The 15,196-nt window shown below is 70.3% G+C and carries 12 protein-coding genes; 7 read left to right on the top strand and 5 right to left on the bottom strand.

Annotated features, from left to right (window positions below; translation table 11 throughout):
* Window positions 1–76 precede the first annotated feature (76 nt).
* On the bottom strand, window positions 77–340 hold the full coding sequence (locus G4Z16_RS21510) for a WhiB family transcriptional regulator (RefSeq protein WP_028436999.1): 264 nt from the start codon (window positions 338–340) through the stop codon (window positions 77–79).
* A gap of 683 nt (window positions 341–1,023) precedes the next feature.
* Between G4Z16_RS21510 and G4Z16_RS21505 the strand changes: the two genes are divergently transcribed.
* The 3 genes from G4Z16_RS21505 to G4Z16_RS21495 all read left to right on the top strand — a co-directional run bounded on the left by G4Z16_RS21505 (window position 1,024) and on the right by G4Z16_RS21495 (window position 4,061).
* Window positions 1,024–1,548 carry a cysteine dioxygenase gene (locus G4Z16_RS21505; RefSeq protein WP_197352336.1) on the top strand — a complete coding sequence of 175 codons (525 nt, stop codon included), beginning with the start codon at window positions 1,024–1,026 and terminating at the stop codon, window positions 1,546–1,548.
* Window positions 1,549–1,623: 75 nt separating this feature from the next.
* Window positions 1,624–2,613 (top strand): 2-phospho-L-lactate transferase, encoded by a 990-nt coding sequence (cofD, locus tag G4Z16_RS21500; RefSeq protein WP_197352335.1) that lies wholly within the window; start codon window positions 1,624–1,626, stop codon window positions 2,611–2,613.
* Entirely contained in the window at window positions 2,610–4,061 is a 1,452-nt protein-coding gene (locus G4Z16_RS21495; RefSeq protein ID WP_197352334.1) for a coenzyme F420-0:L-glutamate ligase, read from the top strand. The genes cofD and G4Z16_RS21495 overlap by 4 nt, the downstream gene beginning before the upstream one ends.
* A gap of 42 nt (window positions 4,062–4,103) precedes the next feature.
* On the opposite strand, the gene G4Z16_RS21490 is transcribed toward G4Z16_RS21495, so the two are convergent.
* From G4Z16_RS21490 to G4Z16_RS21480, 3 genes are all read right to left on the bottom strand, one after another.
* Window positions 4,104–5,012, bottom strand: coding sequence for a DNA-3-methyladenine glycosylase family protein (locus tag G4Z16_RS21490; protein WP_197352333.1), 909 nt, complete (start codon window positions 5,010–5,012; stop codon window positions 4,104–4,106).
* A gap of 111 nt (window positions 5,013–5,123) precedes the next feature.
* Window positions 5,124–6,206: a mannose-1-phosphate guanylyltransferase gene (gene manB, locus G4Z16_RS21485; protein ID WP_197352332.1), complete on the bottom strand. Its 1,083-nt coding sequence runs from the start codon at window positions 6,204–6,206 to the stop codon at window positions 5,124–5,126.
* Window positions 6,207–6,514: 308 nt separating this feature from the next.
* Window positions 6,515–7,960 carry a peptidoglycan recognition protein family protein gene (locus tag G4Z16_RS21480; RefSeq protein WP_197352331.1) on the bottom strand — a complete coding sequence of 482 codons (1,446 nt, stop codon included), beginning with the start codon at window positions 7,958–7,960 and terminating at the stop codon, window positions 6,515–6,517.
* A gap of 173 nt (window positions 7,961–8,133) precedes the next feature.
* Between G4Z16_RS21480 and G4Z16_RS21475 the strand changes: the two genes are divergently transcribed.
* From G4Z16_RS21475 to G4Z16_RS21460, 4 genes are all read left to right on the top strand, one after another.
* The gene (locus G4Z16_RS21475) at window positions 8,134–8,892 is read left to right on the top strand and encodes a TIGR03089 family protein (RefSeq protein ID WP_197352330.1); all 759 of its coding nucleotides are present in this window, start codon (window positions 8,134–8,136) and stop codon (window positions 8,890–8,892) included.
* Window positions 8,893–9,090: 198 nt separating this feature from the next.
* Window positions 9,091–10,401, top strand: coding sequence for an LCP family protein (locus tag G4Z16_RS21470; protein ID WP_246530981.1), 1,311 nt, complete (start codon window positions 9,091–9,093; stop codon window positions 10,399–10,401).
* 164 nt (window positions 10,402–10,565) lie between these two features.
* The gene (locus G4Z16_RS21465) at window positions 10,566–12,245 is read left to right on the top strand and encodes an LCP family protein (protein WP_197352329.1); all 1,680 of its coding nucleotides are present in this window, start codon (window positions 10,566–10,568) and stop codon (window positions 12,243–12,245) included.
* 114 nt (window positions 12,246–12,359) lie between these two features.
* A complete protein-coding gene (locus G4Z16_RS21460) occupies window positions 12,360–13,994 on the top strand; it encodes an LCP family protein (protein ID WP_197354814.1) in 1,635 nt (544 codons plus the stop codon).
* A gap of 110 nt (window positions 13,995–14,104) precedes the next feature.
* Here the strand turns inward: G4Z16_RS21460 and G4Z16_RS21455 are convergent, their stop codons facing one another.
* Entirely contained in the window at window positions 14,105–15,088 is a 984-nt protein-coding gene (locus G4Z16_RS21455; protein WP_197354813.1) for a glycosyltransferase family 2 protein, read from the bottom strand.
* Window positions 15,089–15,196: the final 108 nt, after the last annotated feature.

Genomic DNA, 15,196 nt, shown 5'->3' with positions numbered 1-15,196 from the left:
TGTCGTACAACCAGGCGTACTTCTCGTCCGTGAAAGCAGTCCGCGACTGTACGAGCATTCGCCGCCCGCCAGTTGATCAGACGGCGGCCTTCTTCAGGCGTCGCCGTTCACGCTCGGACAATCCGCCCCAGATACCGAAGCGCTCGTCGTTCGCGAGTGCGTACTCGAGGCATTCGGAACGGACCTCGCAGGCGAGGCAGACCTTCTTCGCCTCCCTGGTGGAGCCGCCCTTCTCCGGGAAGAACGACTCGGGATCGGTCTGGGCGCACAACGCGCGTTCCTGCCAGCCGAGCTCCTCGTCAACCTCTTCGACCAGCACTTCCTGGAACAGCTCGGTCATGTGCGCCCCTCGTCCGTCTTTGCGTCCCCGTGATGCCGTCGTTATCGATCGCGGCTGAACGACACGTGTGAAATTACAAGTGTGCCGATCCGCGCCAGTCAAGCCGAGATCTGCTATTGGGTCCGTTATTCACTCTGCGGAACCAAGGGGAATCAGAAAGTGTTCATATCACCCTGAACCGTCCCATACGGTCCGGTGATCACCGTCCTCGACCCCACGGACCGGAGTCCGCGGCCACCGCCGGACGCATCGACCGCCACCCGGCCGGGCAACCATGATCACGACCCGGTCACAGATGTACAACGACGTTCATGCGCACGGGTGTTGCGCCACGTGTCCTCAATCCGGGGGGCACAAACCTTTGGGCGAACACCGCGACCGGATGTGATGAACCAGTCACCCCGTACGCGACGTCCGAGTTGACAGCGCCACGGGTCTCTCGGTCTCCTTGACCGCATGGCAGTGACTCCCGAGCTCTTCACGGCCGCCACCGCGCGGTCTCTTCGCGCTGCTCGCGTCGCCACGGGTCACTGCTGCTGTCGCTGTCGCTGCTGTTGAGAGACCTCTCTCCACCCGGCATCCCGGCCGCATCCGGCCGATCTTCCCGACCGGTCCCCGGTCGTCCCCGGCACCTCGCCCGGCCACGTTCCGGGCGTCCCTTCAGCGCGAAAGACATCACCGACGTGAACAGCGACATCGAGATCGCGGGCGACCCGCTCGCCCTCCCCCACCTCATGCCGCCCGCCCCCGGCCACCCCTCCACCGTCGCGGGCTTCGCAGGCATGGCACGTACGATCGCCGCCGACCGGCCCGGCTGGCAGCCGCTGGTGCGGTACGACCCGGCCACCCGCTGGTACCACCGGCTGCGCACCGGCCCCGGCTACGAGGTGTGGCTGCTGAGCTGGCTGCCCGGACAGGGCAGCGGGCGCCACGACCACGGGCAGTCCTCCGGCGTGTTCACCGTCCTCGAGGGTGAACTGACCGAGCACGCGGGCGGGGTCGGCCGCACGCTCCGCCCCGACGACTTGCGCGCGTTCGCGCCCGGCTATGTGCACGAAGTCGTCAACTTGAGTCTGCTTCCCGTCGTCAGTCTGCACATCTACTTCCCGGGGCTGACCGAGATGCCGATGCGACCTCCCCACGCCCGTACGGGAGTTGCCGAAGTCGCGGCGTGCACCGCGGCGCCGGCGACCCCGCCCGCCGGCTGAGCGTCCGCCGGCCGCCCGTCCGCCCGCGGTGACCGCCCTGCTGTTCGAGCGCTGTCTGCTGACACACTGGTCCGCATGGAGCGGATCGTGGTTCTGGCCGGGGGCATCGGTGGTGCCCGATTTCTGCGCGGGCTGAAGTCCGCAGCGCCCGATGCGGACATCACCGTCATCGGCAACACCGGTGACGACATCCATCTGTTCGGGCTGAAGGTCTGTCCCGACCTCGACACCGTGATGTACACGCTCGGCGGCGGCATCAACGAGGAGCAGGGCTGGGGCCGTGCCGAGGAGACCTTCGCGGTGAAGGAGGAGCTGGCCGCGTACGGGGTGGGCCCCGGCTGGTTCGGGCTCGGCGACCGGGACTTCGCGACCCACATCGTCCGTACGCAGATGATGAGCGCCGGCTACCCGCTCAGCGCGGTCACCGAGGCACTGTGCTCCCGCTGGCAGCCGGGCGTGACGCTGCTGCCGATGACGGACGACCGCGTCGAGACGCACGTGCTGATCGACACCGCGGACCTGGACGAGGCACCGGGCGACGGGGGCGAGAGCCGCAAGGCGATCCACTTCCAGGAGTACTGGGTGCGGCTGCGCGCAAAGGTCGACGCGCACGCGGTCGTTCCCGTGGGCGCCGAGAGCGCCAAGCCCGGCCCCGGGGTGCTCGACGCCATCGCCCAGGCCGACGTCATCCTCTTCCCGCCGTCCAACCCCGTGGTCAGCGTGGGCACGATCCTCGCCGTGCCCGGGATCAGGGAGGCCATCGCCGAGGCCGGTGTGCCGGTCGTCGGGCTGTCGCCGATCGTCGGTGACGCGCCCGTGCACGGCATGGCGGACAAGGTGCTCGCCGCGGTCGGCGTCGAGGCCACCGCCGCGGCCGTCGCACAGCACTACGGCAGCGGTCTGCTGGACGGCTGGCTCGTCGACACCGTCGACGCCGGTTCGACGCAGGCCGTGGAGGACGCCGGAATCCGCTGCCGCGCCGTCCCGTTGATGATGACCGACACGGAGGCGACGGCGGCGATGGCGCGTGAAGCGCTCGCGCTGGCGGCAGAGGTGGGGGCATGACGAAAGGCACCGGGGGCGCGCGGACCGGACTCGACGGCGGTCGGAGAGCGCCCGCGTACCAGGTGTGGGCGCTGCCCGGCATCCCCGAAGTGCGCCCCGGCGACGACCTGGTGAAGCTCATCGTCGACGCCGTGACGGGTCCGGAGGAGCCTGCGGAGGCGGCCGGCGAGACAGCGGACGGGCCCGGCACCCCCGGCCTCGCCGACGGCGACGTACTGGTCGTCACGTCGAAGATCGTGAGCAAGGCCGAGGGCCGCGTCGTACGGGCTGACGACCGAGAGGCCGCCATCGACGCCGAGACCGTGCGGATCGTCGCACGCCGCGGTCCCGCGCGGATCGTGGAGAGCCGGCACGGCTTCGTGATGGCGGCGGCAGGCGTCGACGCCTCCAACACCCCCAAGGGAACGGTGCTGTTGCTGCCCGAGGACCCTGACGCCTCGGCCCTGCGGATCCGCGAGGGAATGCGGGACGCGCTGGGCATCGACGTCGGCGTGGTCGTCACCGACACGTTCGGGCGGCCGTGGCGCGAAGGGCAGACCGATGTGGCCATCGGTGCTTCGGGCGTGCGCGTCCTGGAGGATCTGCGCGGCGGCGTCGACACCTTCGGCAATCCGCTCGGCGTCACCGTCACCGCGGTGGGGGACGAACTGGCGGCGGCGGGCGAGCTCGTCAAGGGCAAGGCGGACGGCCTGCCCGTCGCCGTGGTGCGCGGGCTACCGCAACATGTCCTGGAGCCCGGGGACTTCGCGGACTCCGCGGACCCGGCCGGGTCCGCCGGCACGGCGGGGGCCACCTCGGCGCGGGCACTGGTGCGGGACGCCGCGCAGGACATGTTCCGGCTGGGCACCTCGGAGGCCGTACGGGAAGCGCTCGCGTTGCGCCGTACCGTCCGGGAGTTCACGTCCGAGCCGGTGGACGGCGGCGCGGTGCGCCGTGCCGTCGACGCGGCGGTGACGGCTCCCGCCCCGCACCACACGACACCCTGGCGCTTCGTGCTGCTGGAGTCGCCGGAGTCCCGGCTGCGGCTGCTCGACGCGATGCGCGAGCAGTGGATCGCGGACCTGCGTGCGGACGGCAAGAGCGAGGAGAGCATCGCCAAGCGGGTCCGGCGCGGCGACGTGCTGCGCGACGCGCCCTTTCTCGTGGTGCCGTGCCTCGTGGCGGACGGTTCGCACGACTACCCCGACGCGCGACGCTCCGCGGCCGAGCGCGAGATGTTCGTCGTCGCGTGCGGCGCGGGCATCCAGAACTTCCTCGTGGCTCTCGCCGGTGAGCAGTTGGGCTCGGCGTGGGTCTCCTCGACGATGTTCTGCCGGGACGTCGTACGTGACGTGCTCGGACTCCCCGGCGACTGGGACCCGATGGGCGCCGTGGCTGTGGGACACGCGGCGGCACCGCCACGGCAGCGGCCGCCGCGGGACGGCGGCGACTTCGTCGAGGTGCGCTGAGGCAGCCTGAGGCCGGGCCCCGTGCGAGACCCGCCAGTCCGGCTACAGCCGGGCGATGTTCCCGATGGGGAAGCGCGGCTGACGGCGCGGTTGTGCCCGTCCGGCAAGGAGGATGAGGCGTGCCGCGCGGTGTCTCTGTCCCTCGTACGGGGCCAGTAGTTCGAGCATCCCGGCGTCGTCGGTGTCGCGTGCGCCGGTGAGCGAATAGCCGATGATGCTCGGCAGATGGAGGTCCCCGACGGTCAGTGCGTCGGGGTCGCCGTTGCTGCGCTGGATGGTCTCGGCCGCGGTCCACGGACCGATGCCGGGGATGAGCTGGAGCCGCCGCATCGCCCCGGCCAGGTCCATCGCCGCCGCCTCCTCGAGGCGGGGCGCGCGCTGGGCGGCGCGTATGACGGTGGCGGAGCGCTTGCCGTCCACTCCGGCGCGGTGCCACTCCCAGGAGGGGATGCGGCACCAGGTGCGTGCGTCCGGCATGACGTGGAGGTTCTCGTGCGGACCGGGAGCGGGCTCTCCGTAGCGCCGCACCAGGAGCCGCCACGCGCGGTGCGCCTCGTGGGTCGTCACCTTCTGCTCCAGCACCGACGGGATCAGGGCCTCCATGACCAGTCCGGTACGCGGCAGCCGGAGCCCGGGATGGCGCCGGTGCGCCTCCCTCGTCAAGCGGTGGTGGGCGACGAAGACTGACGGATCGTCGTCCGCGCCGAGCAGCGCGGGCAGCCGTTCGAGGCTCCACTCGCCGCCCGGTCCCCAGGCCTCGGCCCGTACGGATGCCCCCGCCGCGTCAGCCGTGATGCGGAGGGTCGCGGGGCCCGCCGGTGTGCGGGTCGCCCGCCAGACCGCGTCACCCTCGATGCGGTAGCAGGGGTCGTACGGTCCGCGCCGCAGCACGCGCAGATTGCTCCGCAGGTCGTACGACGGGGGCGCGGTCCAGGTACGGGTGGCTGACACGCCCGACAGCGTATGCGCGAGGCATGCGGCGCATCCCGGCCGGGGCGCGATCCGGCATCAGGCGCACGTGACCGGCCCCGCAGCGATCCCCGACGGACCGGCGCGCAGCGGTTACTGATCGGAGGAGAAGCGCACCGCGCCCGCCGGAATGCGCGCACCGCACCACACGCGGATGCCCTCCCGCAGTTCGTTGCGCTCGCCGACCACGGCACCGTCACCGACGACGGCACCGTCGAGCACGGTCCCGGAGCCGATGCGGGCACCGGCCCCGATCAGGGAGTCCCGCACCTGGGCCCCGTCCTCGATGACGGCGCCGTCGAGCACGGTCGTTCCGTGGACGCGGGCGCCGGCTCCGACCGTGGCCCCCGCGCCGACGACCGTCCCGCCCGTCACTTTGGCGTCGGGGGCGACGCGTGCCGTCTCCAGCACGAGCCGGTCGCCGCAGCGCCCCGGAACCGCGGGCGAGGGGGCCTTGCCGAGCACGAGATCGGCGGAGCCACGTACGAACGCCTGCGGGGTGCCCAGGTCGAGCCAGTAGGTGGAGTCGACCATGCCCCGAAGGTGGGCGCCTTCGGCGAGCAGACCGGGGAAGGTCTCGCGCTCGACCGAGACGGGCCGGCCCTCGGGAATGGTGTCGATGACCGAGCGGTCGAAGACGTACGCCCCCGCGTTGATCTGATCGGTGACGATCTCCTCGGGCGTCTGCGGCTTCTCCAGGAACGCGGTGACGCGGCCGTCGTCGTCCGTGGGCACCAGCCCGTACGCACGCGGATCGTCGACGCGGGTGAGGTGGAGCGAGACGTCGGCCCCGGTGCGGGCGTGTGTGGCCACGAGTTCGCGGATGTCGAGGCCGGTGAGGATGTCGCCGTTGAAGATGAGCACCGGATCCGAAGGCGCCGAGCTCAGCCGGGACGCGACGTTGCGGATGGCGCCGCCGGTGCCGAGCGGCTCCTCCTCCGTGACGTACTCCAGATGCAGCCCCAGCTGTGAGCCGTCACCGAAGTACGGCTCGAAGACCTCCGCCAGATAGGACGTCGCCATCACCACGTGATCCACACCGGCCGCTCGCGCCCTCGCCAACTGGTGGGCGAGGAAGGGGACTCCCGCCGCCGGCACCATCGGCTTCGGCGTGTGCACGGTCAGCGGGCGCAGCCGGGTGCCCTTGCCCCCGACCAGGAGGATCGCTTCTGTCAACGGTTCTTCTTCGCTTCCTGACTGACGGAGGAGGCCTGAGCCGGGTGGTCGGCGGTCAGTTTATGCAGCGTCAGGGGGCAGCGGTGCCGGATGTCCTCGGCGCCTCGGCATGCCCCACTGACACCGGCGTGCCGGGCCCGCGGCTGGGGGTGCCGGGCTCCGCGGCGGAACGGGATCGCGGGGAGCCGGCAGCACGCCGGTGTCAGTGGCCTGTCAGGGGCCTTGTCAGTTGCCGTGCCAGAGACCGTGTCTGCGGAGGGTCTGTGGAGGTGTCAGAAGCCTGTCAGTGACGGTGGTCGGCAGCGAGGTCAGCGGCGGCCCTGGAGCCGTCCCGCCTCGGTCCGGACGGCGGGCAGTTCGCCGTAGAGCTTCTCGCCGGGGCACTCGGTCGTGAACCCGTCACGGTGGCCCGGGACGGCGTTGAGCGTCACCTTGCTGCCCCGCTTGTGCTTGGTGCCGCCCTCAGATGTCAGCGTCACCTTTCCGCTCGCGTCGACGCCGTGGACGCCGAGCTTCCAGGCCGTCAGTTTCGCCAGCGCGTCCTTCGCGGCCTTCGAGGGCACGGCCTTGGTGTACGTGCCGAGGACGGCGATCCCCGTGGTGTCGGTGTTGAAGCCCAGCGTGTGAGCTCCCGTCACGGGCTTGGCCACCCCGCCCGCGCGTCCCTCGTAGATCTTGCCGCACTTGTCGACGAGGAAGTTGTATCCGAGGTCGCGCCAGTGGCTGCTCTTGACGTGGTAGCGGTAGATGCCGCGGATGATCGCCGGCACGTCCCCGCAGTTGTAGTCGTTCGTCTCGGCCGAGTGGTGGACGAAGGCCGCCTTCGTGGTCCTGCCGTAGGTGAACCCCTGCTCGCGGAGGCTCTCGTCCGCGCCCCAGCCCTTGCGGGTGACGATCTGCGGGCGCGGCCCGATGTGGGTGTCCTCCGCGCGGTCCTTCTTCGAAGGGGTGGCGTCCGCCGCGTCGTCCCCGTAAGTGGAGCGTGTGTCGGCCCTGGTGAGCGCCGGGAGCACTCCGCCGGGACGCTTCGCGGGGTCCTCCTCGCGCGCCCGGTCGCCGGCGCGACGTCCGGCGCCGCCGGACTTCCCCGGGTCGATGAGTTCCAGGCGCGCACCCTTGGGCAGCGTCGTCTCGCGCGCCTCCCGGGCACCCGACCTGTCTCCGGGACGGCCTCCCTCCACGTCCGGAACGATCCGCACGCGTACCGCCGTGGAGTCCCCGACCCACATGGGAGCGGTCGCGCCCAGCGCCTTCTCTCCCCTGCGGCTCCGCTCCCCCGGGGAGGGGCTGCCGTCGCCGTGCGTGTTCAGCGTCCGCCATGCTGACCACTTCTTCGTGGCGGACGAACGCGTCTGCACCTGGATCCGTCCCGGCGGTACGGCGCCGGGGTCCTTCCAGACCACGCCCACGAGCGAGAACGGCTTCACCTTCCGGGAGGCCACGCGTCTCCCGCCCGAGGGGTCGTCCTCCCAGGCGGAGAGCAGTTCGTCGCCGGCGCGGGTGCCGCCGCCGGAGGCCCGCAGCGTGACCGACTGGGTGCTGCCGGGGACCGACTTGTCGCCCTCCGCGCCGGCCGCTCGAGTGCCGCTGTCCACGCCCCCGGGCCCGCGGGCGGCGAGTGGCGGTGCGGCGTCGTCGGCTGAGGTCGAGCGCTTGCCGTTCAGCATGGATTCGGCGGACTCGGTGGGCGCGAGCGGCAACAGCAGAGCTCCTGCACACGCGACACCGATCGAGGTGACTAGTAGTGCTCGCATGACGCGATCGTGCACATAGGCATAGTTATCTGTCCATTCGGGACAAAACGGTGCACCTGATGCTCCGTCCGATACCCCCGGTCACACTCCGTCAGCAGTACGGGGAGCCCACCGCAAGGCTCCGCACCACCCTCCGGCGAATCGGCACCCGGCCGCCCGCGTAGGCTTGCCGGGTGAGCATTCCCCCACGCACCCCCGCCGACCTGCTCCGTTCCGCGCTCGAGCAGGATCCCGGGCGTCCGCTGGTGACCTTCTACGACGACGCCACCGGCGAACGCGTCGAGCTCTCCGTCGCCACCTTCGCCAACTGGACGTCGAAGACCGCGAACCTGCTCCAGGACGAACTGGCCACCGAGCCGGGTGACCGGCTGGCGCTGCTGCTGCCGGCGCACTGGCTCACGGCCGTCTGGCTGCTGGCCTGCTCCTCCGCCGGAGTCGTCGCCGACGTGCAGGGCGACCCGTCGGCCTCCTCGATCGTCGTGAGCGGCCCCGACTCCCTCGAGGCGGCGCGCGGCTGCGGCGGCGAGCGTGTCGCGCTGAGCCTGCTTCCGCTCGGGGCGCGCTTCCCGCAGCCACCGGAGGGCTTCCTCGACTACGCGGCCGAAGTGCCGGGCCAGGGCGACCAGTTCATGCCGTACACGCCCATCGCCCCGGGCGACCCCTTCATCGTCCCTCCCGGCGGGCAGAGCGCCCTCACCGGAGGCGAAGCCGTCGAGCGCGCGCTGGCGGACGCGGAGTCGCTGGGCCTTGGGCCCGGCTCGCGGGTGCTCTCGCTGCGTCCGTACGACAGCTGGGAGGGGATCAGCGGCGGACTGCTGGCCCCACTGGCGGTCGGCGGATCGGTCGTACTGGTCCGCAACTCCGCGAGTCCGGACGCCGCTGCCCTGCGCAAACGCGCCGAGGACGAGCGCGTCACCCACACCATCGACTGAGCGGGGACTCCGACCCGCGTCTCCTCCCGGCCCGGTCCGGCACGGTCAGCGATGATCGTCACTATTCAGCAGTGATCAGCAGCGATCAGCCATGCGTACAACCTTGTACAGGTTTCGGGCGTCTGCCTACCTGACCGGCGCCCTCACCCCTGTACGCGTCCCGCACGCGCCGCCGAGACCACGAGGGATGACGCAGACGTGACCGACTCCGGGCCCGAGGGCGACAGAGCAACCGAGAACGGCACCACAGGCACCGGGACCGCACAGTCCCCCGCCGCCGACGCGGTCGAGCCGCCGGCCGGCAGACGCCGACGCTGGCTGCGCACGGCCGCGCTGTGCTCCTCCGTGCTCGTACTCGCCGCGGCGGGCCTCGGCTGGACCCTCTACAACAGGCTCGACGGCAACATCCGCACGGACCTCGGCACCGAACGGGAACTCAAGCGCTACGAGGCGCAGCGGCCCGAACCCACCGCCGGCAAGGCCGAGAACATCCTGCTGCTCGGCTCCGACAGCCGGCGCGGCGGCAACAGCAGATACGGACACGACGAGGGCGGGCAGCGGTCCGACACCGCGATCCTCCTGCACGTCGCGGCGGACCGGCACAGTGCGACGGGCGTCTCGCTGCCCCGCGACCTGATGGTGCGCATCCCGGCATGCAGCGGCCGGGACGGCGCCCGTACGAAGGCACGCTTCGCGCAGTTCAACACGGCCTTCGAGACGGGCGGCGCCGCCTGCACCATCCGCACCGTCGAATCGCTCACGGGCCTTCGCGTGGACCATCACCTCGTGCTCGACTTCACCGGGTTCAAGTCGCTGGTCGACCGGGTGGGCGGCGTGGAGGTCTGCCTCCCCGGCGCGGTGCGCGACCGCGACGCGAAGCTCGAACTCCCCGCGGGACGGCAGACCCTGGGCGGCGAGGACGCCCTCGGTTACGTACGCGCCCGGCACGGCCTCGGAAACGGCAGCGACACCGACCGCATGAGCCGGCAACAGCAATTCCTCGGCTCGCTCGTGAAGAAGGTGCGCAGCAACGGAGTTCTGCTCAATCCGGCGAAGCTCTATCCGGTACTTCACTCGGCGACGTCGGCGCTCACCGCGGACCAGGGGCTCGATTCCCTGGGCGAGCTGTACGAACTCGCCCACGGCGTACGGGACATCCCCGAGGAGCAGGTGCGCTTCCTGACCGTCCCGCGGCAGTCGTACAGGCTCGACCGGAACCGCGACGAACTCGTCCAGCCCGCCGCCGACCGCCTCTTCGCGCAGCTGCGCGAAGACCGTACCGTGCAGGTCGGCGGGCAGCCCGGCGAGAACCGGAAAGCAGAACAGGAGGACGCCGGGACCACACAGAGCCCTGCGCCGGGGAGCAGGAACCAAGCCGCGGCGAATGCCGTCAGATCCTCGGTGCACAAGGGGCCGGAAAGTCCCGCACCGGGCGGCAGCGACGGGCCGGAGGATCCGGCGCCCGTCTATCGCGGAACGACAGCGGCGCGAGATGTCTGTCGTACATGACATCTCCACCGTCCGCCGCGCTGGGATTGGGGCGAATTGACCACTTCTGAGCTCGTTGAATTTGTCACCGCCGTCGCTCGGCGCCGAAACTGCCGGATAGTGTGGCCGCTCCGGTCCGCCCCGACAGGGCGGCGCCAGGCGGCAAATGGAGGACTTACGCAATCGTGAACGCGCAAGGCCGTGGACCCGCGGGTGACGTCGATCCCGCGGAGCAGTGGGTGTTCGACCCGAGCACCGGCAGCTACAAGCTGCGACTGAATCCAGTCGCCGGCAACTCCGGGAGTTCGTCGGCCAGCAGCCGTCCCGACGCGTCGCGCCCGAGGAGAGCCTCCGCTGCCGAGGAGGCGGAGCCGCGGCTTCCCTCGCAGCGCCGCCGCGGCCGCTCGCAGCCGCCACCACCGGCCGTCGGCCATGGCCGCCGCAAGCGCAAGCCGGGCCTGTCCAGGAAGCAGAAAGTCCTGCGCTGGAGCGCCGGGACCCTGGGTTTCATACTGGTCGCCGGGGGCATCGGGGGCTACTTCCTCTACGACCACTTCAACGGGAACATCAGCAAGGTCGACGTCGGCAAGAGCAACGCCGCAGTGACCGACGGCCCGGTGAACATACTCGTCCTCGGCACCGACTCCCGTGAGGGCAAGGGGAACAGCGGCTACGGCGACGCCGCGAGCGTGGGCCACGCCGACACGACGTTCCTCTTCCACGTCTCCAAGGACCGCACCAACGCCACCGCGCTGTCCATTCCGCGCGACATGATGACGGACATCCCGAACTGCCCCACGAAGCAGAAGGACGGCTCGACGAAGTCCATTCCGGGCCAGCAGAACGTGCGGTTCAACACCAGCCTCGGCCAGTCCGGACGTGACCCCGGCTGCACCTGGCGGACGGTCGAGAAGATGACCGGCGTGAAGATCAACCACTTCATGATGGCCGACTTCAACGCGGTCAAGGAGCTCTCCAGCGCCGTCGGCGGCGTGCAGGTGTGCACCGCGAAGCCCATCAACGACCCGAAGTCCCATCTGAACCTCGATGCCGGGAAGCACACGGTCAAGGGTGAGCAGGCCCTGGCCTTCGTACGCACCCGGAAGTCGATCGGTTTCGGAAGCGACCTGGACCGCATCAAGCTCCAGCAGCAGTTCCTCAGCTCGATGATCCGGAAGATGAAGTCCGGGGACACGCTCAGCAACCCGTCGAAGCTCTTCAGCCTGGCCAACGCCATGACCAAGGCGCTGACCGTCGACACGGGCATCGGCACCGTCGGGAAGCTGACCGACCTCGCCAAGGACCTTCAGCGGGTGAACGTCAAGAACATCACCTTCGCCACCGTCCCGGTCGTGGACAACCCTGACGACCCCGCAACCGTCGTACTGGACGAGGCGAAGGCACGGCCTCTCTTCAAGATGGTGCAGGCGGACAAGTCGCTGTCCAAGACGAAGAAGGGTGCCGGAGGGAAGGAGCCGTCCAAGGCGAAGAAGGTACCGGCGTCCGAGGTGCGCGTGGATGTGCGCAACGGCGGAGGCCCGGTGGGCGCGGCCCAGGAGACCGTGGACTGGCTGCAGAACCAGAAGGGCGTACGGCTCTCGACCAACGCCGGCAACGCCTCGTCCCAACTGTCCAAGACCAGGCTGGAGTTCTCCTCCAGCCAGGCCGGACAGGCAGCAACCCTCGCCGAGATGATGGGTCTGCCGAAGTCGGCTCTGAAGCAGACCTCGAGCGCCGGCAAGTCCATGCAGCTCACGCTGGCCAAGGACTTCACCAAGGCGGGGGAACCGGTCTCGGCACCTGAGAAGGCGCCGGACGGTGTCCAGAACGTCAAGGCGAACGACAAGAAGGTCTGCGCGAAGTGACGTACGTGCCCTGGGGGTGCCCGGCCGGGCACCCCCAGGGACGCACACACCGCGCGGGGACGGAAACGGGGAGGTCCCGTGCGGCAGAACGACGGCACCAGAGGTGACCGGGGGATGCAGGGCGGCGCGCCGGTGCGCGACCGCCGGTGGGATGCGCAGTACGGCCGCGTGCCGCATCAGCGACAGCGGTACTCACAGACAGGCGGCGGCGGGATGGATCGAGGCGACTACGGCGGCGGGGACGAGGGCGGCGACGGTCCCCGTCCCCGTAAGAAGAGACGTGTCCTGAAGTGGTTCACCATCTGCCTGTCGCTGCTGATACTCGCCACCGCCGGAGCGGGCTACTTCTACATAGAGCATCTGAACGGCAACCTCGGCAAGGACATCCTCAACCTCGGCGACAGCAAGCTGGACAAGAGCAACCCGAACGCCGCCGGCCAGACTCCCATGAACATCCTGCTGCTGGGGTCGGACTCCCGGCAGTCCAAGGAGAACGTAAAGCTCGGCGGCGCGAGCGGCGACCGGGAGCGTCCGCCGCTCGCCGACGTCCAGATGCTGCTGCACGTCTCGGCCGACCGCAGCAACATCTCGGTGATCTCCGTCCCGCGTGACACCAAGGCGACGATCCCGAAGTGCACGGACCCCGATGACCAGAAGGTCTACGAGGAGACGACGGACAAGATCAACACCAGCCTCCAGCACGGCGGTCCCGGCTGCACGGTCGCCACGTGGGAGGAGCTGACCGGCATCCCGATCGACCACTTCATGATGATCGACTTCGCCGGTGTCGTCTCCATGGCGGACGCCGTGGGCGGCGTCCCCGTCTGCGTGAACAACAACGTCTACGACCCGCAGTCCAAGCTCCGGCTGAAGAAGGGCAACTCCGTCGTACGGGGCGAGCAGGCGCTGCACTGGCTGCGCACCCGCCACGGCTTCGGCGACGGTACGGACATAGGCCGGGCGCGTGCCCAGCACATGTACATGAACTCGATGGTCCGTCAGCTCAAGGCCGGCACGAAGCTCTCCGACCCCGGCAAGATGCGCGACCTGGCCGAGGCGGCCACCCAGGCGCTCACGGTCGACGAGGGCCTCGGCAGTGTGAAGAAGCTCTACGACCTCGGCAACGACCTCAAGCGCGTGCCGACCAAGCGCATCACGATGGCGACGATGCCCTGGCAGTACGCCCCGGGCGGCTACGTCGTCCCGAAGAAGGGCGACGCCGACAACACCTTCTCGCTCATCCGCAACGACATCGCGCTGGACGGCAAGGACAAGAAGAAGGCCCGCGGCAAGAAGCCGCAGCCGAGCGAGCCTTCGGCTCCGAAGTCGGAGATCCCCGTACGGGTGATGAACGGCACCGGGAGCGCCCTCCAGCCGCCGGTGACCGGGCGGGCCGGCGTCATCTCCGAACAGCTCGGGCGCAAGGGCTTCGCGCAGGCCACGGCCGACCAGACGCCCAAGTCCCAGGCGGACACCACGATCAGCTACCAGCGCGAGGACGAGCGCGGCAACGCCCTGGCGGTCGCCAAGGCCATCGGGCTGCCCGAGAGCGCCGTCAAGCACTCCAGCGGGGTGCAGGGCGTGACGCTGGTGGTCGGCGGCGACTGGCGTGAGGGCAACATCTACCCGAAGGACGCCGGAGGCGGCTCCGGGAAGAAGCAGGAGAACAAGGCGCCCGACAGCGCCGACGCCCTGCGCGGTGACAACGACAAGGCGTGCATGGAGGTCAATCCGGCGAACGTGTGGTGACCCGGCAGGCGCCGCATGAGCCGGCCCCGGCGCCGTGAGTCACCCACCGCGGAACGGCAGAAGCACATGAGAGGGGGCAGCCGCTTCGGCGGCTGCCCCCTCTCATGGCGTCAGTTCGTGGCCGGAACGGGCTCCCTGCGGGACGCGATGACCTTGCGCGCGAGCTTGCGCGGGCTCGTCAGAAAGCCCCAGCCCCACGACATGTGCATGGTGGTCAGCGCGACGGGAATCCACGCACGGCTCTTCAGCGGCAGCCCCTTGCCCGCGGGCAGCGAACCGAGGACCACGGCCGCCAGATAGCCGGCGGGGATCACGAAGCCCAGCGGGAGCCCTGCCAGACCCGCCCCCGTGCCCACGGCGATGGCGCACACGGCCGCGGGCGGCGCGAGATAGCGCAGATTGATCGAGCCGGGGTGGTAGCGCGCGACGACATGGCGCCAACGCCCGTAGTTCCGGTACTGCTTGGCCAGCGCCCGGACACTCGGCCGCGGGCGGTACTCGACCTTCAGCTCCGGTGAGAACCAGACGAGGCCGCCCGCCTCACGGATCCGGAAGTTCAGCTCCCAGTCCTGAGCGCGTATGAACTCCTCGTTGTAGCCGCCCTGTTGCTCCAGCACGTCACGCCGGAAGACCCCGAGGTAGACGGTCTCGGCCTCGCCGGCCTGCCCGCCGGTGTGGAAGGCCGCGTTGCCCACACCGATCTTCGACGTCATGGCGGCTGCGACGGCCCGCTCCCAGTCGTTCTCACCCTCGGCGTGCATGATGCCGCCGACGTTGGCGGCGCCGGTCTCCGACATCAGCCGCACTGCCGTGGCGATGTATCCGGGCGAGAGCATCCCGTGCCCGTCCACGCGCACCACCACCGGATGCCGGGACGCCTTGATGGCAGCGTTCAGCGCCGCGGGCGTGCGGCCGCTCGGGTTGGGGACCGTGTGGACGCGGGAGTCCTCGGCGACCAGCTCCGCCGCGATCTCGTCCGTGCGGTCCTCGGAGGGCCCGAGAGCGATGACGACCTCCAGCTCTCCGTCGTACTCCTGCTGGAGGATGTGCTTGACGGAGCTGCGCAGGTGCCGTTCCTCGTTGAGGACCGGCATGATCACCGAGACCGCGGGCAGCTCCGATCCCGTGGAAGTCCTATCAGTCACGCGTTCACGTTACCGCGCCCGTTGAGGACCTCCGCACGCCAGCCGGGTGCCCTGCCG

It is taken from the genome of Streptomyces bathyalis (assembly GCF_015910445.1).
In the GTDB taxonomy this organism is placed as follows: Bacteria; Actinomycetota; Actinomycetes; order Streptomycetales; family Streptomycetaceae; genus Streptomyces; species Streptomyces bathyalis.
The sequence above is the reverse complement of the archived record's forward strand: the minus strand, read 5'-3'. Positions and strand labels throughout refer to the sequence as shown.

Coding starts and splice junctions, on each gene's coding strand:
- G4Z16_RS21510 (WP_028436999.1), bottom strand. CDS start 340: ATGACCGAGCTGTTCCAGGAAGTGCTGGTCGAAGAGGTTGACGAGGAG.
- G4Z16_RS21455 (WP_197354813.1), bottom strand. CDS start 15,088: ATGCCGGTCCTCAACGAGGAACGGCACCTGCGCAGCTCCGTCAAGCAC.
- G4Z16_RS21480 (WP_197352331.1), bottom strand. CDS start 7,960: ATGCGAGCACTACTAGTCACCTCGATCGGTGTCGCGTGTGCAGGAGCT.
- cofD (WP_197352335.1), top strand. CDS start 1,624: ATGGAGCGGATCGTGGTTCTGGCCGGGGGCATCGGTGGTGCCCGATTT.
- G4Z16_RS21460 (WP_197354814.1), top strand. CDS start 12,360: ATGCAGGGCGGCGCGCCGGTGCGCGACCGCCGGTGGGATGCGCAGTAC.
- G4Z16_RS21495 (WP_197352334.1), top strand. CDS start 2,610: ATGACGAAAGGCACCGGGGGCGCGCGGACCGGACTCGACGGCGGTCGG.